The following is a 22,062-nucleotide window of genomic DNA, read 5'->3' on the forward strand; positions in this document are numbered from 1 at the left end:
TTTGAGTTACCGGCGCAGCCGGATTCCTGACTAATTCAATTCAATATTATCAATGAGGCGGGTCTTGCCGAAGAAGGCAGCAACCAGGATGACAACCTTATCTTCGGGAGCCAGCATTCCTGCAGAGAACTTCTGCAGAGTCTTCTGGTTCACCACTTCTACGAACTGCACGGTACCGCGAGCGGCCAAGATGGACTTCAGGACAAAGTCACGAAGCTTCGCAACGCTACGTTCACCAGCATCGAAAGCGTCCTTAGCCTGCTTCAAGCCACCGCTAATACCCAGTGCGCGAGCCTTTTCTTCTTCGCTCAGGTATTCGTTACGGCTAGAAAGAGCCAAGCCGGATTCTTCACGGACAATCTTCACGCGGTGAATCTGGATATCGAAGTTCAGATCCTTCACCATGCGTTCAATCAGGAACACCTGCTGATAATCCTTTTCGCCAAAGTAGGCGTGATGGGCACCGGAAATCAGGAACAGCTTGGAAACCACGGTGAGCACGCCACGGAAATGGCCCGGACGGTAGGCACCGCAATACATGCTTTCCAAAGTTTCGTCGCGGACCATGGTCAAAGGATCGCCATCCGGATACATTTCTGCAACGGAGGGTGCGAACACATAGTCGGCACCGATAGATTCGGCCAGCTTGGCGTCAGCTTCGAGACGCTTGGGATACTTGTCCAAGTCCTCGTTCTTGCCAAACTGGATGGGATTCAAAAATACACTGACAACCGTTACGTCGCAATCCTTGACCGAAGCCTTGATCAAGGCTCCGTGACCGTCGTGCAGAGCGCCCATGGTGGGCACAAGACCAATAGTCTTGCCCTGCTGAGCCAACGGCTTCAGGGTTTTACGTAGAACATCGATTGAAGTGATGACTTGCATTATTTACCTTCTGGAACAAAATAAGTCGTTTGCCTGGGGCATTCTGCGATAGCATTCAGCACCAGCTGTAGGTGGGATTCGTTATGTACAAAATCGATATTGTCGGTATTGATGATCAACACCGGAGCATAGGGATAATTCCAAAAGAACTGATCATACCGGTCCATCAGGGACTGGAGGTATGACCCCTCGATGGTCTTTTCCATGGGGCGACCACGACCCTTAATTCGGTTTAGCAAGGTAGGTACGCTGGCCTGCAGGTAGACCACCAGGTCAGGGCGGGGAATGTCCCTATTCAAGGCCATGGCCACCTGTTCGTACATGGTAAACTCGCTATCCGTCAAATTCTGCGCAGCAAAAATCGGATCCTTTTCGTAAGTGTAGTCACTGACCCGCAGTTCATGGAACATGTCGCTCTGCATGGCGCTATTCTGCAATTGCTTGTGACGTTCCAGCAAGAAGAACAATTGTGTCTGGAAGGCGTAAGCCGACTTGTTCTGGTAGAACTTTTCCAAAAACGGGTTTTCGGCAAAATTTTCCTCGATGAACATGGCATTCCACCTCTCCGAAATAATCTTCGCGAGAGTAGACTTTCCCACACCGATAACGCCTTCGATGGCCAGGAAATGCACACCTTTTTCTACTAGCATATTACGCTTCCTCCGAGGTGACTACGCGGAAAGGAATTTTCTCCTCTTTCAGGAGAAGTCTCGTCAGAAGGTCAGAAACCTTGGAATCCATCTGGGGATCCACCCACTCCGGGGCAATATCATTCAAGGGAACCAACACGAACTGGCGGTTAACAATCTGCGGGTGAGGCAATGTAGGAATTCCCCGGCTCACCTCGTTTCCAAAGTAGAGCAAGTCAAGGTCAATTTCCCTGGAATTCCAGTGCCCACGGTACTTACGTCCCAAAATGAACTCTGAACCTTTCAGATAATTCAGCAAACGTTCCGACGTTCCCGAATACCAGAACGAGACAACCTGATTCAGGTAGGGACCCTGCCCCTCCGGACCAACCGGCGGAGTTTCATAAATCGGGCTTTCTTTCCAGCCACCCTTAGACACCTTGCGGAGCATATCGCGCCCCTCACTCAGGTGAGCGGAACGATTGGGCAAATTGGACCCCAGGGCAACAAATACACGTTCTAGTGAATTCACGCTGGTAAATATAACTATTCAAATTGTCACTAAGTTGACACCCCCATTTTTTCGGCACCCCCAAAAAGTTTTTTTATAAAATCTGACCTTTTTTATGACAATCCCCATATAATTAATTATAATTAGCGACGTTCGGTCGACATTCGGCCGCATTCATATTTTTTTTCAAATTTTTCATATCGAAAATTATTCATCCGTCCATTTTGGGAATAATCCAAATACTGCAGATGAATAAAGTCGCATTTTAATACGTCAATTCTTATTTAATAGGACACAATCGTGGCTCCCATCAAAAAAACGACTAAAAGTACCCACTTGGCCGACCAAGAATCCACAGGCATGGAAGTTCCTGCCGAACTCCGCGAAGGCATTGAACTCCCCGTCCAGGCAGAACCGGCTCCCGAAGGAAAACCCGCAAAGCGGACTCCTCGAGCAAAGGCAGCAAAGAATGACGATGAGAAAAAAGCAAACAGGAAAGTCGAACGGATAAAGGAAAAGAACAACGTTCAGGAAGTTTCCGCCGAAAAGCAGGCCGACACAGCACCCGTTGAAACAGCGAAGGCCGAAAACGAACCGGCAGCCGTTCCCGCAGAAATTAGTGCAGTTCCCGCAGCAGAAACCGCTCCCGCAACGGATTCCGCACAGAATGCAGATGGTCAGCAGGCAGAAACTCAGGCCACCGCAGATCCTAGCGCAGCCCAGGACGGCACCTCCGAAAACGCATCTGCAGACGGTCAGCAGAGACCCCAGCAGAAAGAACGCTTCAACAAGTACGACAAGAAGAACAAGTTTAACAAGTTCGACAAGAACAACCGCAACAACAATAACAACAACCGCCCCCAGCAGCAGGAAGAACAGGAAGACACCGTGCCGATGCCGGATCCGGATTCCGAAGCCTGGTGCAAGGCTCGCGATTGCTGGGCCAAGTACCGCAAGATGACCATGAGCGACTTGCAGGAACTGGCAAGCCAGAAAGAAAATCTGGACTTCCGCCGTTACCGCAAGCAGTCCCTGGGCCTTCTGCTCCAGAGCCTGGAAAACGAAAACAACATCGTTTACGCCGAAGGCCTTTTGGAAGTCACCCCGCAGGGTCACGGTTTCCTCCGCAATACCGAATTCAACTACCAGCAGGGTCCCGATGACGTTTATGTGAGCCAGAACCTGATTCGCCGTTTCGGCCTGAAGGTTGGCGACACCGTTGCAGGTCTTGCACGCCCCCCCCGCGATGGCGACAAGTTCTACGCCCTCCGCCGCGTAGACAAGGTCAACTTTGACGATCCCGAAAAGATCAAGCGCCGCGTAGCATTTGAATACCTGACTCCCATCCATCCTAACGAAAAGATCAACCTGGAATGGGACCAGGACGAACTGACCACCCGCGTCATGGATTTGTTCAGCCCCATCGGTAAGGGTCAGCGTTCCATTATCCTGGCACCTCCCCGTACCGGTAAGACAATCCTCCTGCAGAACATGACCCGCGCCATTGCAGCAAACCATCCTGAATGCATCATCATGGTGTTGCTCATTGACGAACGTCCCGAAGAAGTGACGGAAATGCGCGAAATCGTAGGCAAGCTGGTAGAAAAGAACCCCGCCCTCAAGGCAGAAGTCGTTGCATCCACTTTCGACGAACCTCCTGACCATCACGCCCGCGTGGCCACCATGGTCCTGGAAAAGGCCAAGCGCCTGGTGGAACAGCAGAAGGATGTGGTTGTGCTTCTGGACTCCATTACCCGCTTTGCACGCGCCAACAACGTAGTGATTCCCCACTCCGGCAAGATTCTTTCTGGCGGTGTAGACGCCATGGCCATGCAGTTCCCCAAGAAGTTCTTTGGTGCAGCCCGTAAGATTGCCGACAAGCTTGGCGATTTCCAGAAGGACACCAACGGTCAGATGATTTACACCTCCGCAGGTGAACCCGTTCGTGAAGTCATCCAGAAGAACGGCTCCCTTACCATTATCGGAACCGCCCTGATCGAAACCGGCAGCCGCATGGACGAAGTGATCTTTGAAGAATTCAAGGGCACAGGTAACATGGAACTGGTTCTGGACCGTCGCCTTGCCGAAAAGCGCACCTGGCCCGCTATCGATATCTTTAAGTCCGGCACCCGTAAGGAAGACCGTCTGCTTTCTCTGTACGAACAGAACATCCTCTGGAGCGTTCGTCAAAGCATGCAGAACGATACCGAAAACGGCATTATGGACAAGCTAATCAAGTGGATGAAGCAGTATAAGAGCAATGCCGACCTGCTGGAATTCCTCCGCAAGGCCAAGGACAGCGTGAGGTAAAAATCAACGAAGTTGATTTTTACCTAATTATGAATTATAAAGTACGAATTACTAAAATTAGCTAGGCGGCAGAGCCGCGATTATTCGTCTCGTAATTCATAATTCGTAATTTATAACTGAAAATTTTCACTTTTAAAAAAACAACGAGCTATGGTTAACAAAATTTTCTTCGCTGGCACCGGCAACATGGGCGGTGCAATTCTCCGCGGCCTTCTTCAGGCCGGAAATGATCCCAAGTCCATTTTCTTCTTCGATCCCAGCGACAAGGCTGCCGCAGAAGTTTCTGCACTGGGTTGCGTCCGCGTAGCAAGCTTCGCAGAAGGCGTCAACAACGCCGATGTCACCTTCCTTTGCGTAAAGCCCCAGATCTTTAAGCTGGTCAGCGCCGAATGGAAGGCTGCAGCCGACGCCATCGCAAACGAAAAGACCTTCATCAGCATTATGGCTGGCGTTACCCGCGCCGCCCTGACCGACGTTCTTGGCGCAAAGAACCAGGTTCTCCGCGTCATGCCCAACCTGCCCCTCACTGTGGGCAAGGGTTCCGTAGGTCTCGCCACCGACGGCGTTACCGAGGCCACCCTCGCTACCGCAGAAAAGATTTTCGGCAACATCGGCGTTACCTGCCGCGTGGCAGAAAGCCTGATGGACGCAGTGACCGGTCTTTCTGGCAGTGCTCCCGCATACGTCTTCGAATTCATTGAAGCATTGACCCGCGGTGGCGTAAAGGCCGGCCTTACCCGCGATGTCGCCTTGAAGCTGGCCCTCGGCACCATCGAAGGCAGCGTCGAACTGGTGAAGCAGTCCGGCAAGAGCCCCAGCGACTTGTGCGCCATGGTCTGCTCTCCCGCAGGCACCACCATCGCAGGCATCAACGCCCTGGAAGAAGGCGCATTCCGCAGCACCGTCATGAAGGCTGTGGTTGCAGGCACCGAACGCAGCAAGGAACTGGGCAAATAAAGTTTAAAGGATAAAGGTTAAAGGTAAGAGTTTAAAGCGAGTTTCTTTCTACTTTAAGCTCTACGCTTTACGCTAAATCATGCTCATCGATTTTTTCACCCAGGAGACTCCGACGTCCTCGTTCATCCAGGACGTTTTCTCCACGGTGAATTACGATGTCAACCTGCACATTACCGACACCTACGCGGGTGCGGATTTTCTTTTAAAGTCCGTCGACAAATTAAGCCCCCTCGTCATCTGGGATCTGGATTCCTTTAGCGACAACTTACAGGCACTGACCCAAATTCGCGAAAAGAATCCGGACACATTGATTCTTGTTTATGGGGAATCGCTGGACAGGTACAGCGAACTTTCCAATAAACTGTATGATATCATCCTATCTGTCGAAGCCATAAAGCTTCATCTGATGAGCAAGATTTCCAAACTAAAGGAAATCTACAACGCCCGCAAAGTCTTTAGCGAACGCATGAGCCATCTGGTAGGAAACAGCGACGCCATGCAAAAGCTGCGCAAATCCGTAGAACGCGCCATTATCCACACCGGCCCCGTACTGATCCAGGGCGAAACCGGCGTCGGTAAGGAACTGATTGCCCGAGCCGTCTCCTGCGTCTACGACAAGTTCGTAACGGTCAACTGCAGCGCCATTCCCGACAACCTTTTTGAAAGCGAACTGTTCGGCCACACCCGCGGAGCCTTTACCGGCGCCCAGAACGAACGCATCGGCCTTTTCGAAGCCGCCGATGGAGGCGCCATCTTCCTAGACGAAATTGGCGATATGCCGTTGCACACCCAGGTCAAACTGCTGCGAGTGCTGCAGAACAAGGAAATCCGCCCCATCGGAGCCAACAAGACAAAGCATATCGACGTGCGATTCATCGCGGCAACCAATCGCGACCTAAAGGAAGCCGTCCGCAACAAGACTTTCCGCGAAGACCTTTACTACCGTCTCAGCGTCATCCCCCTCAAGATATCACCCCTCCGCGAACGCCGCGAAGATATCGAGGATCTGGCCAACTATTTCATCCAGCAGTATCAGGCCCCCGGCGAGCAGTTCACCCTTTCCAGGGCCGCCCTGGAAAAACTGCAAAACCACCCCTGGCCCGGCAACATCCGCGAACTGGAAAACGTCATCCAGCGAGCCCTCTGTTTCGCAACGTCCACCCTCATTTCTCCCGAAGATTTACAGTTGGACGAACCCCAGGATTCCCCCAAGATCCAGGACATTCCCGCAGCCGAAACCTACGACGAATTCCGCGAAATGCAACTGGACCAGGAACGGGAATTCCTTAGGAACAAGATCCGCGAAAACAACGGTTCTGTACGCGCCACCGCCGAACAGCTGGGCCTATTGCGCACCGCCCTCTACAACCGTCTGAGCCACCTCGGCATCGATGTGAAAGATTTAAAATAATTAGAATCGCTGGATTCTAAAGCCCTTACGGCGAAGCAGTTCTATCACGTTGTCTTCATCCAAGGCCAAGTGGGCAGCCCCGATTACCACAAATACATTTCTGTCTTCTTCAAGGAACTGCGCAATGGAGCCTGCCATCTTGGCATTGCGACTGGTATAAATTCGTTCTTCCAAGTCCGCCTTCATTTTCTTTTCGGACTCGGAATCACCTTCGCAATTACCGGATTTTTCGTCGCAGAATTCAGCATTCATTACAACACGAAGCAAAGAATCATTGCCAGTCTTCCAGGCACGCATCATTTGCGCCACCATAGAATCCAGCCCCGCAATTTCACGCAGGGTTGTCTTCAGATAGTAAACGCCCGCGGAATCCGACTGCGATTCATCGGAATCTTTCCCCGTTCCAGAAAGGGCACTCACCTGATCCTCGGCAGTTTCCAAGCCCACAATGGCCTTCCCATCGGTAGCGGCACGGTCCATCAGAACGACGTCAATTCCGTATTCCGCCTGGATGCCAGCCCGCTGAATGGCAACGGCGCTTAAAGTCGTGGCCGCAAACCAGGGGCGCAAACGCTGCAAGGCCATCACAGGAAAGTTCCAGGCCGCGCACAGGCTGTCCAGGGAATTCCAGACATTACGGGGCAGCACAGAATTCAAGGTCACCCCCGCAGGCAGCAAGCCGTCCTGCATCATCTTCGACGAAACTTCGTTGCTGGTGGAATCGTCATTCAGATTAATTTCTACCGCCAGTTCCTCTGAAGCGACAAAGGCCGTTTCAATCACGGAATCCAGCGGATAAAAAGTCGAGTCCGCAAAATGAACGCTACCCAAAACCCACACGCTGGAATTTTCGTCGGAAACTTTCCAGAAGAAATGCTTCTCCCCGGCCGGCTCCTCAATTCCCTTTAGAGCCGGCGAAACGGAACTTTCTGCAGGAACTTCAGCGGACACCTCTGGGGCCTTGTTCCCGGCGCACCCCGCCAGAATAAATAAGCAGCCCAGAATAACGCACTTCAAAAAATTTGCATTCCCCATAAGCTATTCCCCCTTTGTCCAGTCCAGCAAGCCCCCGGCTCGCGCCCCTTCCCAATTTTCTACAGAAACGCTACGGTCCCCAACGACCATCACGCGCTGGCAATATTTTTCTGCAAAATCCAAGGAATGGGTCGACACCAAAATTCCCACGCCACGTTCCGCCGCAATAGTGCGCAGAGTCCTAAAAAGCTGATGGCTCCAGGGAATATCCAAAAACGCGTTAGGCTCATCCAACAACAAGACCTTCACCTGTTGGGCCAGGGCCATAGCCAAATACACGCGGCTCCGTTCGCCATCGCTCAGTTCGCAAACATAGCGGTCCCCAAAACCGGAAAGTTCCAAAAGTTCCAGGGATTCATCCACAATCTTCACGTCCTCGGCAGTACGGCCATCCAGAAAACCGCTGTAAGGCATGCGGCCGAGCCCCACGAATTCACGGACGGTCATCCGATCCGGAGCGGCCTTGCTAATGGAAATATAGGCGATCAGCTTTGCAAGATCCATAGTTTTTAGGGAATTCAGACAGGTCCCGCAAACCTTTATAGTTCCGCCCAGGGCGGGAATCCGACCGCACAAAGTTTTCAGCAAGGTACTCTTGCCGGAACCGTTGCGGCCCATCAGTGCCACCACTTCGCCAGGCTGCAGTTCAAAATTCAGGGGTGCCGCAAAACCAGAACCGCCATACCCAAAGCAAAGATTTTCACACTTCAGCAATTCCGCCATCAGCGCCCCCTCCCACCACGGATAATCACCCACAGCACCACGGGAACGCCCACCAGGCTAAGAACCGCATTCAAGGGCAAAGTCATGAAGAGGCTTGCGGCCAGGCAAAGCACAGCACCGCACAAGGCCGCCCCAGGAATCAGCACGCGATGGTTGCTGATTTTGAACAACATAAAAGCCAGGTGAGGAACCGCGATTCCAACGAAAGCCACCGGGCCGCAAAAAGCCGTGGCCGATGCCGCCAGGATGGAAGTTCCCAGCAGAACAAGACCGCGGCCCAAACGTACATTCACACCCAGACCTCGGGCAAAATCATCCCCCAGGCGCACGGCATTCAAGTACCGCATGGCACACACCACCAGCCCAAGTCCAACCGCCACCGCAGCCGCAAAAATCCAGACCCCGTCATAAGTTAGACGTCCAAAACTTCCCATGCCCCAGCTCACGTAAACCCGCAAGGATTCCGCATCGCTGTTCACGATCAAGAGGCTAATCACGGCGTCGATGAAGTACCCTACCAGCAGCCCCACCACAAGGAGCACCGTGGAATTTCTAAAGCGGGTAGACACCGCCATCACCAGGAACGTCACACCGAGAGCGCCCACCGCCGCAGCCCCCAGCACGCCAAAGTGTCCAAAGCTAAGACCCGCCAACAGTGAAAGGGCAACACCCAGACTAGCCCCGCTGCTAATACCCAGCACAAAAGGTCCCGCCAGCGGGTTACGGAATAAGGTCTGCAAAGCCAGGCCCGAAACCGCCAACGCCACACCAGACAGAACCGCCGCCACCAGTCGAGGGAAGCGGATTTCCCAGAAAATCTGGGCAGCCATATTCTGGTAGGGAACGTTCCTGAACCCCAGGTCCGACCAGCTGATGGAGGTTGAACCGGCGGTCAAGGTCAGGGCCGCAAAAAACAGAAAGAGCAGTGTTAGCACTACAAAGCCAACAACTGCTCTAGAAATTTTCGAAGAATTTCGGCTCATGGCGCTTGGCCCCAAACCGCAATTACTTTTTCTTCTTGCTGTTTTCGTATTCGCGCTTCATTTCGGCAGAGCCCTTTTCGTCGCGATTATAAACTTCGGGAGGAACGTTATCAAAGCCCTGCAGAGCGTTGAGCCAGTTATCGTTCAGGTCACGGAATTCCAGCTTGTTCAGGTTGTATTCAAGAGCACCATCGGTAATATCGAAGGTGATAAAGTCCCAACGGACCACCTTACGGTCGCTGAACACTTCGCGGCTGACCAGAGAACGGTCAGAATCAAAGCGGTAGCGGGCCTTGAACACATATTCACCAGTCATCTGATAACGACCGGAATCGGAATAAGTACGGGTAACACCAATCAAGGTATCGTTCATGCAGAAACGGAGTTCAGCATCGCGGAAGGCATGACCGTGAGCCACAATGGGAGTGCGCCACACGCCCACCAGCTTTTCCTTCATGGACTTCTGGAGAACGGTATCGATGTTCCAGTGGTCGAAGTTCTTTTTGTCGTACTTGGCGCGCTGGACGTACTTGCCTTCCTTGATCAGTCTGCGAACGCTATCGGCCTGAACCTTAGCGAGGCTATCAGAGTTACGGGGACCGACGGAGGGAACAGCATGATTCATGGAATCCAGTTTTGCCTGGATCATTTCATCAAGAGTCGAAGCGCCACGGGGAGCCGCCACCACCTGGGATTCAACCTTGGAGGGAACGGACTGAGCCATTGCCACTCCGGCAAAAGCCAGAGCCAACAGCGAAATAACAACGTGCTTATAAGAAGAAAATCTCATCACCGTTAAATGTAGTTAAAGCATAAGCAAAAAAGTTTAAAAAGGTGTAAAAAAAGGCTATCTTTGGCCCTATGCTAGACTATTCTCAAGTTCCATCCCCCTGTTTTGTCCTCGATGAGGCCCGTCTCCGCCGAAATATGGAAATTTTGGACGATATCCAGAAGAAAACCGGCGTAAAAATCATCTGCGCCCTGAAAGGTTATAGCTTTTGGCGTTCCTTCCCCCTGATCGGCGAATATCTAGCCGGGGCCACCGCCAGCAGCCTAAACGAGGCTAAACTGGCCAAGGAAGAAATGGGAAAGGAAGTCCACGTCTTCGCACCGGTGTATGACGACGACGAAATCGACGAAATTTTGAGCTGTGCAGGCCACATTACCTTTAACAGCTTCAGCCAGTGGCAACGATTCAAGGAAAAGACCCTGAAGGCAGGCGTTTCTGCAGGCATCCGCGTCAATCCCCAGTATTCCACCGTAGAAACCGACCTTTATAACCCCTGCGGCAAGTTCAGCCGCCTTGGAGTCACCGAAGCCGAGTTCAAACCGGAACTTCTGGACGGAATAGAAGGTCTCCATTTCCACGCCCTCTGCGAACAGGATGCAGACGCCCTGGAAGGCGTACTGAAGGCATTCGAACAGCACTTCGGCAAGTATCTGAACCAGATGAAATGGGTCAACTTCGGTGGTGGCCACCACATCACCCGCAAGGATTACCACCGCGATGAGCTGGTCCGCATCCTGAAGGACTTCATGGGACGTTACCCCCATCTGACTGTCATCATGGAACCAGGCGAAGCGGTCGGCTGGCAAACCGGCGAACTGGTAGCCACAGTCGGCGACATCGTCCACAACGAAATGGACATCGCCGTACTGAACGTCTCCATTAGCGCCCATATGCCCGACTGTCTGGAAATGCCCTACCGCCCTGCCGTTACCGGTTCCGCATTCCCCGGCGAAAAGCCCTACACCTATAAGCTGACCGGAAATTCCTGCCTGGCCGGCGACCAGTTGGGCGACTTCTCCTTCGACAAACCCCTGAAGGTCGGCGACCGAATCATCTTCGAAGACATGATCCACTATACCATGGTGAAGACCACATTCTTCAACGGTGTGCGCCACCCCAGCATAGGCAAGTTTGACGAACAAGGTAAGTTCCACCTGCTCCATAAGTTCACTTACCAGCAGTTCAAGGACAAGCTGTAGCAGGTATCAGGTCGCTCGCAAAGCTCACTTTCAGGTTCGAGGTATGAGGGCGGGGCCTGCGGCTCCTTTTAGAAAGTAGACAGTAGGCAGTAAGCATTTTTTGTCAGCGGCTCTTCCTACTTCCTACTAACTTCTAATAACCGTGCCAAAGGCGCCTTGTTCAGCCATGAGTATTCAGCTTTGAGCCATGAGTTATCATAACTGCGCCAAAGGCGCCTGACTTATTAACTCACAGCTCAAAACTCATAACTCACTGCTCATCGCTCAAAACTATTCACTCTTCACTGTTCACTATTATGAAGTTTACGTCAGAAGAAACCACTTATGCTTGGGCCGTGGAATTCGGCAAGTCCCTGAAACCAGGCGACAAGGTGGCCCTGTTCGGCAACCTGGGTGCAGGCAAGACGGTTATTAGCCGCGGAGTCTGCAAGGGTCTCGGATTCGAGGGCGCCGTATGCTCCCCCACCTACACCATCCTCCACGAATACCCCAACAATCCGCCCATTTTCCATTTCGATCTTTACCGACTGGAAGGTGGCGCCGACCTGAACGAAGTGGGTCTGGATCCCGACTACCTGGAACAAGGTGTCAGCCTGATTGAATGGCCGGAACGTCTCGAAGAGAATGACCCGGGCATCACCCACGTGATCCGCATCGACATTCTCAACGAAACCGAACGGGAAATACACTTGGAAAAACGTTGAGGCAAAACCTCAAATAGACGGTCCTAAAAAATATTGTGGACATCAAAAAACACCGCATTTCATTGCGGTGTTTTTCAGTTCAGCAAACCTTTTGACAAGAATTACTTCTGAGCATCAGCTGCAGGTTCAGCAGCCTTTTCTGCGGCGGGTTCTGCAACCTTTTCGGCAGCAGGAGCGGCAGTCGCAAACTTTGCGATTTCATCCCATTCAGACTGGTCGCCCGTGTACAGAAGCATAGCACCCTTGTATTCGGTCACGATCTTGACTGCGGCGGCGGTATCGCCCTTGTCGAAAGCGGCATTGGCGCTAGCCAGCAAATCCTTCTGGGCAGTACGCATATCTTCCACTTCGCCCAGGCGGTTCTGGCGAACCACTTCCAGAGTATCGCTTACAAAACCCAGATCCCAGGTAGCCTCATAGCACTTTTCCATTTCGACATACTTGGACGCATCGGTCTGAGCTGCAGTATAAAGAGTTTCGCAGGTAGCGAAGGCTTCTGCACTGGTGCGCTTGGCATACTGATAGTACTGGTAGCCACCAACAACCAGGGCAATAATCACCAGGAGGGTAACACCATCCTGCCAACCCATGACAGGAGCCACAGGCATCTTCGGCTTGCCGTTAACGGTTTCGCCAGCTTCCAGGCGTTCTTCAGCCTCGTCAAAGGGGCTCTTTCCATTCAAGAAACTAAAAGACATTTTCCTTTATCCTTTACTTTTATAAATCGCGTTCTTCTACTTCTTGGCCAGAGCAGCAAAGACTCGGGCGTACAAATAAATCTGCTTTACAAGGCTCGCAAAACCGTTAGACCTTGTAGGTGAAAGTCCAACGTTTAGACCAATGTCCTGAAAGAACTTCGGGTCCACCGCCAGAATGTCAGCCGGAGCGGTATCATTATAAATCTTGAGGGCCAGGGCTCCCAGACCACGGCTGATCAGGGGATTCGTAGTGCCGCCTTCCACATCCATTTCAAAATGGAGCAGGTTTCCGTCAAAATTAGGAACCAGGTACATGGTGGATGCGCAACCAGAAATAATGAACTTTTCTGCCTTAAGAGCGGCGTCCATCCCCTTGTGGGCCTTAGCCAGATCAAGGATGAACTTCCACTTGTCATCGGGATCGGTGAAGCCAGCGAACTTGGTTCGAACTTCCTCGAGACGTTTTTCGATAATTTCAGACATACTAGACTACCAGTGGAGGAATGACCTGAGTTTCCAGACTAAGGACGGACTTGCCCACAGGACGTTAAAGAATATGCGGAACAGAGTCTGCTTCTCTTTAGGCAACTTGGACAGACGCAAGGCAGCCTTGTCGAACTGCTCGTCTGTAATCTTGTTGAAGCCAGGCTTTCCGCGGGCAATCTGCATATGGGACTTGCCCATTTCCTGCATCCAGCGCTGGTGGGCGCGGGCCTCGATCGCTTCACGGTTTTCGCCAGAATCCTGCAACCATTCCATGGCAGCCTCGGCCACAATCTTACCGCAAAGGAGGGATTCCGTAATGCCGGAACGGCTAATGGGATTGACGCAGCTGGCAGAATCGCCGGCCTTAAAGAGACCGCACTTGGCGATCGGCTTATGGGACTGTCCGCAGGCAATCATGCCCCCGTAGACAGCCTTGACCGTAGAGCCAGGATAGTCGCGAGCGATAAAATCAAGAAGTTTCTGGCGGAGGGAACCCTCGTTACGAACGTCCTTCCCCAGCACAAAACCAATATTTACTTCCTTGCCGTCACGGGGGAAGATCCAGCCGTAGCCGTCCTTAAATTCACTACCGAAGAACAATTCAATATGTTCACGGCTATGAGGAATGCCCTCGGCCACCGCAAAGACTGCAGGTTCAAGATCAGTGGCACCGTCTTCCATGCCCTCGAGGCAGGGGATTCCACGGGTCAGCTTGGCACCGGGGCCAGAGCAGTCTATAATAAGGGTAGAACTTAGGGTTTCTTCGACACCCTTGGAAGATACCACCACATTCCAACCGTTTTCGGTGCGATCCAGCTTCTTGACCACGGAGTCAAAATGACATTCCACACCAGCCTTGACGCATTCGTCGGCAATATTCTTGTGCAGAGCGGAGCGATTCAGCTGATAACCACAATCCTTACTATAAAACTCGGCGCGGTAACGTTTGGGAGAGGTAAAATAAATCCCGGACAGGTTTCCGCGAACAAAGGAGGGATCCACAGGCCAAAGGGCCTTCAGACGCCGAGAAGATACCGCTTCGGCACAGAAAATAGGCTCTTTCCAAGGTTCCTTTTTATCTAGAAGCAAGACCCGTCTAGCACCGGAAGTCTCCTTTTGAACCAGACGTCCAAGGGTGCAGGCAGCCATCAAGCCTGCAGGACCGGCCCCACAGACCACCACATCGTACTGTTTTGACGAAAAATTGCTCATTTCGCCCTACAAGTTAGCTTTTATTTATAGAGTTTTTTTAAAAGTCTTGCAGTTTTGCAAATTATTTAGTTATTTTAGGGCTATCCGTTATCTGGTTTATCCTCAAAGGGAATGTTATATATGAATATGAAGAGAGTTTCAAAGTTTGGCCTTTGCCTTGTTAGTGCACTTGCACTGAACGTATTCGCACAGGACAACTGGGCAGGCAAGGATCTGAACGTTTCTTTCAGTAACAAGCGTATCGATGGCTTCAACTTCAGCAAGGCTAAGGCAGTCAAGAACACCACCGACTTCCGCCGTGCTACTGGCGAAGGCCCCAACTTTACAAAGGCAAGCCTCCAGGAAGTTTCTTTCCAGAACGCTGTGATTAGCGACGCTAGCTTCGAAGACGCCAACCTCGAAAAGGTCGTCATCAGCGGCGCAGACATTCGTAACTCCTCTTTCGAAGGTGCAAACCTTGAAGGCGCAAACCTCTACCGTGCAACCCTCCTGGGTAGCCAGTTCCCCCAGACCAACATGAAGAATGCCCGTCTGGACGCTATGAAGGTAGACGAAAACACCAATTTCGAAAAGTCTGACCTCACTCAGGCTTCTGTCATGGACGTTGACCTTACCGGTGCAAACTTCTACAAGGCCAACCTGACCAACACCAACTTCTCTCGTTCCTTGATGGCTGGTGCAGACCTCCGCAAGACCACCATGGTCAAGACCGACTTTACCGCCTGTAACCTGATTGCAGCAAACTTCAAGGGCGTGGACCTGGTTGACGTTAACTTCGCCAAGGCCGGTCTTTCCCAGGCTGAATTCAGCGGTGCAGACTTCAAGAACGTCAATCTGCAGGACGCAGACCTTTCTCTGACCACCTTTAACGATGTTGACCTTTCTAAGGCCCAGCTCCAGAAGGCCAAGTTCGCTCAGTCCACCGTCAAGAACATGAAGTTCAGCGGCCAGGACCTGACCGGTGTTGTATTCGACAAGGGCTCCGTTTCCAAGAGCGAATTCAACAAGTCCAAGATGAGCAAGACCTCTTTCTTCGACACCGAAGTTAGCAAGAACGACTTTAAGGAAGCTGAACTCCTGAAGGCTGTCTTCGACGGTGCTTACGTCCGTAAGAACATTTTCGACAAGGCTGACCTGACCAAGGCCAACTTCGCCAACTCCACCATCGAACGTTCCGACTTCATCCTCGCTCAGATGGGCGGCGTAAGCTTCGCCGGCGCTAAGCTGGAAATGGTTAACTTCACCAATGCCAACATGCAGGGCATCAAGATCGACGCCGACACCAAGATGAACGACGTTGACTTCTCCGGTGCAAACCTGGATGGCGCTAAGATCGAAAAGTTCACCGCCAAGAAGGTGATCTACGATAACAAGACCGTCTTCCCCTCCGGTTTCGATCCTCGTCAGTACGGCTTCACCAAGCGCGGCGAAAAGGCTGCTGACATCAAGGTCGAAGGCAAGAAGTCTTCTGTAGCAGACGACGCAATGCCCAAGAAGAAAAAGAAGAAGAGAAAATCCGACGACGAAGACTAATTTCTTCTTTGCTTCTTAAAACCAAAGCGGATTTTATAGAACTTAAAAACACCCTGCATCGCAGGGTGTTTTTTTGATGTTCACAGTCAAAGCAGCATTAGCTTTTTACATCTACTTTTTATCCATCAGCCAGGCTATGGCCTCACCCAAGGTCTTTACGCGGACCACCTTAAGGGAACGACCACCCTCGCGGGACGGATCCGCTCCAGACGCAGGAACGATCGCTTCGGACATTCCCAGTCGACCGGCCTCTTTAAGACGCTGATCCAGCAGACTTACGCTGCGGATTTCGCCAGACAGACCTAGTTCACCGATGGCAATAGTCTGACGGGATAACGGAATTCCCAAGTGGTTGCTGGCTATAGCTAGAGCCAAGGCCAAATCCGACGAAGTATCGTTCACCTTCATGCCCCCGGCAATGCTTGCAAATACATCGGACGCCCCGATTGTGATACCGCCAAACTTTTCAAGCAGGGCCAGTATGATAGTGAGCCTCTTGGCATCGATACCCGCCGCCACCCGCTGAGGAACCGCAAAGGTAGTCTGATTCACAAGGGCCTGAGTTTCAAAGAGCAGCGCCCTTGACCCTTCCATGGTACAGCACACGACACTCCCCGGAGTAGGCGGAACGCCTTCCTGCAAGAACACCTTGCTAGGATTTGGGACGGAAGCCAGCCCGTGGCCCGTCATTTCAAAGACGCCGATTTCGTCGGTAGCGCCAAAACGATTCTTTATGGTTCGAAGAAGACGGTATTGATGATTCCGGTCGCCTTCGAAATAGACCACGGTATCCACCATATGTTCCAGAATACGGGGGCCAGCAATCTGGCCGTCCTTGGTAACATGGCCAATCAAGATGGTAATGCAGCCTGAGTTTTTCGCCCAGACCATCAAGTCCAGAGTACATTCACGAAGTTGCGCCGCGGACCCGGGCGTTCCTGAAAGATCGCCCTTATACACAGTCTGAATGGAGTCGATTACCAATATTTGCGGTTTGATTTCGTTTGCCTGCTGAATAATCTTTTCGAGGCTGGTCTCACAGAGCAGTAGCATATCGGAGCCAGCCACGTTCAGACGTTCGCTACGGAGTTTAACCTGACAGGCGCTTTCTTCGCCACTGACGTACAGCGCCTTGACGCCAGCCGCATTCATGGTAGCGAGAGTCGTCAACACAAGAGTCGATTTACCAATTCCGGGATCGCCACCAATCAGAACAAGACTGCCTGGAGCAAAGCCGCCTCCAAGGACCCGGTCGAATTCCGTGTTTGCAGTACTCAGACGTTTCGTATCTTCCGTGGCCACATCTCGCAGGGCCACCACCTTATGCACGGGGCCTCCCAAACCGCGACCACCTCGACCGGCAGCCACATCCAGCTTTTCTATAGCATGTTCCTTGAGGGTGCTCCAGGCACCACAGAACGGGCACTTTCCGGCCCACTTCGGCGTAGTATTGCCGCATTCCGTACAGAGGAACTCAATTTCTTTCTTAGACTTACTTACTGCTACCATGTGCACCAATATAACAAAAGTCCGTTGACATTTTCTGTCAACGGACTTTTTTCTTAACAATTAGCGGAACTTTGCCCGACTCTCCCCCATTAACCTCGGGTGAGACGCAGGAATTTCAACCTGGAAACCTGAACCAAATCCAGCCCAGCTATTATCATCCAACGACATGACGGCAGTGGCGACATAGCCTACGAAACCGCCAACACAGAAAACTTGTTCACCATTACTTTCTCATGATAGTGAGAGCGAACCCAACGGTATACATGGAAGATTCTTCCCTGCGATAATCGCTATCGTTATCATCAACAGCGTCATCAATACTCAGGGACCATGTGAAACCAATATTGAAGTGATCCGCCATTCTCCACACATATCCTGTTTCAAACTTGATTCCGACGGCCACGTCATCAATGCCCCCCACATCCTCAACGTCATCCCAGGAAATGTGCTTCTGGGCAGCAGACAAAACGAAACCGAAATCCAGCCCCAGGAAAACGCCGCTTGAAGCAGACTGCGGGTCATTGCTAAGGAAACATGTCACACCACCACCAATGAAAAATCTAAAGGCGCTGGTCTTGGCCTTACGATACTCGTTCTCATCGGAATCATAGTATTCTTCTTCTGTTTCACCATAAGATCTGCCAAATTCCATTACAAAATGAGGTGCAGCCCAGCCACGAATGTTGCCACCAATTTTCAAACCAAGTATCGGACCCAAACCAGAGTATTCCCGCTCCATCTGATCACGATTATAATAATCATTGTAATAGCTGGCATAGCTACGATACACCGTTTCACGACTGTAACTATTCCACATAATACCCAAGGTAAGGTCAAGGAAGAAGGCGCTTCTGGCAGGAGCCGTCTGCACCTGGGCTACAAGTTGACCGGATGCCGTGTTGGATTCAGCGGTGTTTGCACACGGAGAATAAACCGAGCACTTGGAAGGGGATGACGCAGATGCAGGTTCCGCATACGTTGACGGAGCCGGTGCAGAAACAGACGCACTGTTTTCGTCTGCGAAATCCAGGGCATCCGAATCATCTTGCTGCGCAAAAACAGTCGCTGCACAGAATAAAGAAAGAAGAAATAACTTCCTCATGACTAACCTCCAAAAAAATTTTTACGCCTTCGCAGGCTTTGAAACAACAGGGCGAATACGTTTACCGCACAGAGTCACAACAATGTGTGCCTGGGCGAACATGTAGTAGGCGGTGTCGCGACTGTTGTTCAAGGTGGACTTAGGATCGTAATCGTCCTTCGTGACAAAGACTTCAGAAACACCGGAAAGGCTTACATCCAGAGCACACCTTTCACAGGGGAATCCAATCACGTACAGCTTGGAACCTGCAGGTACCTTACCGCGGGCATAATGCAGGGCATTGATTTCGGCATGTACCATGAAGGGATACTTATTAGCCTCGAACTCGTGATGGCTCAGGAGTTCACCGGAATCAGCATCCAGCAGGTCGTAGGCCAACAACTGCTTTTCGCGAGTGTAGGGGACTGTTTCGTCGTCAAAACCGGCAGGAGCACCATTGTAACCAGTACTGATGACGCGCCCCTCGGGAGATACCAGGATGGCTCCCATCTGAGTGTTCTGATCCTTGGAAAGACGAGCCTGGGCCACCATCATCTGGGTGTAGACTTCGTCGCGAAGCTGTGTACGGGAAGGTTCCTTGTTCATGGCGCTAAATATATAATAAAAGTTTTACTGGATCCTTCGCTAACGCACAGGATGACAACAAAAACGCATTTATCAACACCTTGCGGAACTCAGGAAGACAATAAAAAACTGGTGGCAGCCGAAGCCACCACCAGCTTTTTTGGGGGTTAGGAGGAACTTTTATTGAACGTCTGCACCTTTTTTCACGGCGTCTTCAAGAGACATGCCGGTAAATTCCTGTGCGCTAAACCAGCGACCGCTCTTCTTGTCGTCCAGGAGGACACCCACCATGGAGCCGGGGATAACCGTTTCGGGAGCGTTGGGAGCTGCGGGGCCACCCAGGTCGGTACGGAGCCAACCCGGATCCATGACGTTCATCATGACGTCGGTTCCGTTCAGCTTGACAGCGAAATCCTTGACGAACTTGGTCAGGGCGGCCTTTGCGCAGGCATAACCCATCAATTCCGGTTCATTGGCGATACCGCTGGTAGTGAGCTGCATACGGCCAAAACCACGCTTGATCATACCCGGCAAGAAATGATAGGCAATCTTGATGGGAGCGTAGAAGTTCACAGCCATGGCGTGGTGGAAATCTTCCATGGTATTGGACAGATAATCCTGGAAATAATGGCTCATAAGACCGGCATTATTGAAAACCAGGTCTACCTGAACGCCCCAGGAGTCGATTTCAGCAAGGGCAGCGTCAATTTCTGACTCAGATTCAAGATTGCAGCCAACAGCGCGGACTTCAACACCATAGGGTTTCAGTTCTTCGATAACCTTGTCGGCATTAGCCTTGCAACGACCCTGAAGAATGATATTTGCGCCCAACTTGGCCATTTCAATGGCAGTTAGACGACCTACACCGCGGCAACCGCCAGTAATCAAGGTCCATTTACCCTTAACGTCAATCATTTGTCCAATCCCTTTTTTAAAAAGCCAGTCTTTTTTGTCAAACCGGTCTTGTATGCTCAAAAAATATTCAAAAAATCATAGAAATCGGGAATATTTTACGCAAATCTTGTATACACTTGTAAAAGGGGCAATATTTCACTACAAAAACGCATACATAGCTATTACCTAAATGTGACAAGAGGCACATTTTTCTAGATTGAACCCCAAATTTATTTAGGGACATATACGATGAACAATTCTAGAGACAACTGGGGCTCAAAGATTGGCGTTATTCTCGCCGTTGCCGGTTCTGCCGTTGGTTTAGGAAACTTTTTACGATTCCCCGTTCAGGCTGCAACAAATGGCGGCGGCTCCTTTATCATCCCTTACCTGATAGCATTCCTGCTTTTGGGAATTCCTCTGTCCTGGATGGAATGGACTCTGGGCCGCGCTGCCGGCGGTAGGCGTCATGGTACGGCTCCGGGCGGTTTCCACTATATTCTAGGTCAGAAACCCTGGGCAAAGCACTTGGGCTCCCTCTGCATTCTGCCTCCGCTGTTCATTACCTTCTATTATATGTTCATCCAGTCCTGGATTCTGGCATTCACCTATTATTCTGCAACCGGAATCTTGATGGATGTGGTTAAGGGTGGATATGGCCCCATGAAGGAATTCTTCGGCAACTATATTATGCTGAACACCCAGCTGGGTCCCTTCCCTGCCGCCATCGTTTTCTTCCTGATTACTTTCGCCTGCAACATGGCACTGCTTTCCTTCGGTGTGCGCAAGGGTATCGAACGAGTCAACAAGATTACCATGCCAATTTTGCTGATTATGGGTTTGATTCTGGTGGGACGCGTTCTGACAATTGACGGCATCGGTAAGGGTCTCGCCTTTGTGTGGAATCCGAACCTGTCTGAAATTACCAACCCCACGGTATGGCTCGCCGCTTCTGGTCAGGTGTTCTTTACCATGAGTCTGGGCATGGGTATCGTTTTCTGCTACGCCAGCTACCTCAGACCCAAGGAAGACCTGGTTCTCTCGTCTCTTACCGCAGGCGCCACCAACGGTTTTGCAGAAATCATCCTGGGCGGCACCATCGTGATTCCCATGGCCGTTCTTATTGCAGGCAACAACATCGAAGAATGCGCAAAGCTCGGAACCTTCGGCCTGGGCTTCCAGACCATGCCTTTCGTATTCGGTCAGCTGCCCTTTGGCGGATTCTTCCAGACTCTGTGGTTCGCCATGCTGTTCATTGCCGGCGTCACTAGCGCCATCTCCATTATCCAGCCCCTGATCAGTTTCTGCGAAGACGACTTGAAGCAGACCCGCAAGGGCGCAATCACATCTGTCAGTATCGTAACCTTCCTGGGCGGTCTCGTAGGCATCTTCGGTCTTGCAGCCGGTGCCGTAGATGAATTCGATTTCTGGGGAGGCAGCTTCCTGCTGGTATTTATCGGCACCATCCAGGCAATCGTCTTCTCCATTGTCTTGGGCAGACGCAAGTCCGCAACCGTCAAGGACGAAAACGGCAATCCGGAGAGCGAGGCCTTCGCCCTGATGAACGAAGGTGCCGCCATCAAGCTTCCCAAGTTCTTCAGATTCATTATCCGATTTGTATGCCCGATCTACTTGGCCGTAGTGCTGGTCGCCTGGCTGATCCACGACGGTTGGGCCGTAGTCAGCCTGCAGAACGTACCTGCAGACGCCATGGTCACTTTCCTGGGTTGCGAAATGAGTCAGATTTCCTTTACCTGGGGCATCCGTATTTTCTTGCTGGTCCTGACCATTCTCTTGAACGTGCTCATCTACTTTGCTTGGCGCAAGGGTGATCCCGCAGACCAGCCCCCCAAGAACCACCACAAACAGAACATGTCTGTGGGTAATTCCGACACTGAACGTTCGTCAAACATGGAGGTCTAACTAT

Annotated in this window: 21 protein-coding genes; 7 read left to right on the forward strand and 14 right to left on the reverse strand. The window is 51.6% G+C overall.

Annotated elements, in window-relative coordinates:
• Nucleotides 1–30 precede the first annotated feature (30 nt).
• Genes panC through folK form a run of 3 tightly spaced genes read right to left on the reverse strand, consistent with a single transcriptional unit; the run spans nt 31 to nt 2,046 of the window.
• The gene (gene panC / locus B7992_RS03680) at nt 31–885 is read right to left on the reverse strand and encodes a pantoate--beta-alanine ligase (RefSeq protein WP_073158134.1); all 855 of its coding nucleotides are present in this window, start codon (nt 883–885) and stop codon (nt 31–33) included.
• On the reverse strand, nt 885–1,535 hold the full coding sequence (locus B7992_RS03685; protein WP_073158131.1) for a deoxynucleoside kinase: 651 nt from the start codon (nt 1,533–1,535) through the stop codon (nt 885–887). The genes panC and B7992_RS03685 overlap by 1 nt, the downstream gene beginning before the upstream one ends.
• 1 nt (nt 1,536) lies before the next feature.
• Nucleotides 1,537–2,046 (reverse strand): 2-amino-4-hydroxy-6-hydroxymethyldihydropteridine diphosphokinase, encoded by a 510-nt coding sequence (folK, locus tag B7992_RS03690; protein ID WP_073158128.1) that lies wholly within the window; start codon nt 2,044–2,046, stop codon nt 1,537–1,539.
• Nucleotides 2,047–2,325: 279 nt separating this feature from the next.
• On the opposite strand from folK, the gene rho reads away from it, so the two are divergent.
• The 3 genes from rho (at nt 2,326) to B7992_RS03705 (ending at nt 6,703) form a co-directional block, all read left to right on the forward strand.
• The gene (gene rho, locus B7992_RS03695; protein ID WP_254917594.1) at nt 2,326–4,335 is read left to right on the forward strand and encodes a transcription termination factor Rho; all 2,010 of its coding nucleotides are present in this window, start codon (nt 2,326–2,328) and stop codon (nt 4,333–4,335) included.
• Nucleotides 4,336–4,485: 150 nt separating this feature from the next.
• Nucleotides 4,486–5,292: a pyrroline-5-carboxylate reductase gene (gene proC, locus B7992_RS03700; RefSeq protein ID WP_073234876.1), complete on the forward strand. Its 807-nt coding sequence runs from the start codon at nt 4,486–4,488 to the stop codon at nt 5,290–5,292.
• 79 nt (nt 5,293–5,371) lie between these two features.
• Nucleotides 5,372–6,703, forward strand: coding sequence for a sigma-54-dependent Fis family transcriptional regulator (locus tag B7992_RS03705; RefSeq protein ID WP_254917595.1), 1,332 nt, complete (start codon nt 5,372–5,374; stop codon nt 6,701–6,703).
• Here the strand turns inward: B7992_RS03705 and B7992_RS03710 are convergent, their stop codons facing one another.
• From B7992_RS03710 to B7992_RS03725, 4 genes are read right to left on the reverse strand one after another with little or no spacing between them, the layout of a single operon-like run.
• Nucleotides 6,704–7,738: a TraB/GumN family protein gene (locus B7992_RS03710; protein ID WP_073158120.1), complete on the reverse strand. Its 1,035-nt coding sequence runs from the start codon at nt 7,736–7,738 to the stop codon at nt 6,704–6,706.
• Between the two features lie 3 nt (nt 7,739–7,741).
• Nucleotides 7,742–8,461 (reverse strand): ABC transporter ATP-binding protein, encoded by a 720-nt coding sequence (locus tag B7992_RS03715; protein WP_088665588.1) that lies wholly within the window; start codon nt 8,459–8,461, stop codon nt 7,742–7,744.
• Nucleotides 8,461–9,444, reverse strand: coding sequence for an iron ABC transporter permease (locus B7992_RS03720; protein ID WP_073158117.1), 984 nt, complete (start codon nt 9,442–9,444; stop codon nt 8,461–8,463). Before B7992_RS03720 ends, B7992_RS03715 begins: the two co-directional genes overlap by 1 nt.
• Before the next feature lie 22 nt (nt 9,445–9,466).
• Nucleotides 9,467–10,234 (reverse strand): hypothetical protein, encoded by a 768-nt coding sequence (locus B7992_RS03725; protein ID WP_073234867.1) that lies wholly within the window; start codon nt 10,232–10,234, stop codon nt 9,467–9,469.
• 71 nt (nt 10,235–10,305) lie between these two features.
• Here B7992_RS03725 and nspC point away from each other — a divergent pair, with 71 nt between their 5' ends.
• Both nspC and tsaE read left to right on the forward strand, forming a co-directional pair.
• Complete coding sequence (gene nspC / locus B7992_RS03730; protein WP_088665589.1) at nt 10,306–11,433, forward strand: carboxynorspermidine decarboxylase; 1,128 nt, start codon at nt 10,306–10,308, stop codon at nt 11,431–11,433.
• A gap of 296 nt (nt 11,434–11,729) precedes the next feature.
• Entirely contained in the window at nt 11,730–12,137 is a 408-nt protein-coding gene (gene tsaE, locus B7992_RS03735) for a tRNA (adenosine(37)-N6)-threonylcarbamoyltransferase complex ATPase subunit type 1 TsaE (protein ID WP_073158109.1), read from the forward strand.
• Between the two features lie 101 nt (nt 12,138–12,238).
• Here tsaE and B7992_RS03740 read toward each other — a convergent pair whose 3' ends face one another.
• From B7992_RS03740 to B7992_RS03750, 3 genes are read right to left on the reverse strand one after another with little or no spacing between them, the layout of a single operon-like run.
• The gene (locus B7992_RS03740) at nt 12,239–12,835 is read right to left on the reverse strand and encodes a hypothetical protein (protein WP_073234864.1); all 597 of its coding nucleotides are present in this window, start codon (nt 12,833–12,835) and stop codon (nt 12,239–12,241) included.
• A 36-nt stretch (nt 12,836–12,871) separates the two neighbouring features.
• Nucleotides 12,872–13,318 (reverse strand): SufE family protein, encoded by a 447-nt coding sequence (locus B7992_RS03745; RefSeq protein ID WP_073158103.1) that lies wholly within the window; start codon nt 13,316–13,318, stop codon nt 12,872–12,874.
• A 6-nt stretch (nt 13,319–13,324) separates the two neighbouring features.
• Nucleotides 13,325–14,533 (reverse strand): NAD(P)/FAD-dependent oxidoreductase, encoded by a 1,209-nt coding sequence (locus B7992_RS03750; RefSeq protein WP_088665590.1) that lies wholly within the window; start codon nt 14,531–14,533, stop codon nt 13,325–13,327.
• Between the two features lie 126 nt (nt 14,534–14,659).
• Between B7992_RS03750 and B7992_RS03755 the strand changes: the two genes are divergently transcribed.
• Nucleotides 14,660–16,066, forward strand: coding sequence for a pentapeptide repeat-containing protein (locus tag B7992_RS03755; protein WP_254917596.1), 1,407 nt, complete (start codon nt 14,660–14,662; stop codon nt 16,064–16,066).
• Nucleotides 16,067–16,177: 111 nt separating this feature from the next.
• Here the strand turns inward: B7992_RS03755 and radA are convergent, their stop codons facing one another.
• From radA to B7992_RS03775, 4 genes are all read right to left on the reverse strand, one after another.
• Nucleotides 16,178–17,575, reverse strand: a complete 1,398-nt coding sequence (gene radA, locus B7992_RS03760) for a DNA repair protein RadA (RefSeq protein WP_088665591.1) — start codon at nt 17,573–17,575, stop codon at nt 16,178–16,180.
• 223 nt (nt 17,576–17,798) lie between these two features.
• Nucleotides 17,799–18,677, reverse strand: coding sequence for a hypothetical protein (locus B7992_RS03765; protein WP_073158095.1), 879 nt, complete (start codon nt 18,675–18,677; stop codon nt 17,799–17,801).
• 21 nt (nt 18,678–18,698) lie between these two features.
• Entirely contained in the window at nt 18,699–19,262 is a 564-nt protein-coding gene (locus tag B7992_RS03770; RefSeq protein ID WP_073158092.1) for a CMP deaminase, read from the reverse strand.
• Nucleotides 19,263–19,421: 159 nt separating this feature from the next.
• Nucleotides 19,422–20,156, reverse strand: a complete 735-nt coding sequence (locus B7992_RS03775) for an SDR family oxidoreductase (protein WP_073234855.1) — start codon at nt 20,154–20,156, stop codon at nt 19,422–19,424.
• Between the two features lie 228 nt (nt 20,157–20,384).
• Between B7992_RS03775 and B7992_RS03780 the strand changes: the two genes are divergently transcribed.
• The gene (locus tag B7992_RS03780) at nt 20,385–22,058 is read left to right on the forward strand and encodes a sodium-dependent transporter (RefSeq protein WP_073158086.1); all 1,674 of its coding nucleotides are present in this window, start codon (nt 20,385–20,387) and stop codon (nt 22,056–22,058) included.
• Nucleotides 22,059–22,062: the final 4 nt, after the last annotated feature.

Origin of the sequence: Fibrobacter sp. UWH1, assembly GCF_002210365.1 — a bacterium.
Classification (GTDB): Bacteria; Fibrobacterota; Fibrobacteria; order Fibrobacterales; family Fibrobacteraceae; genus Fibrobacter.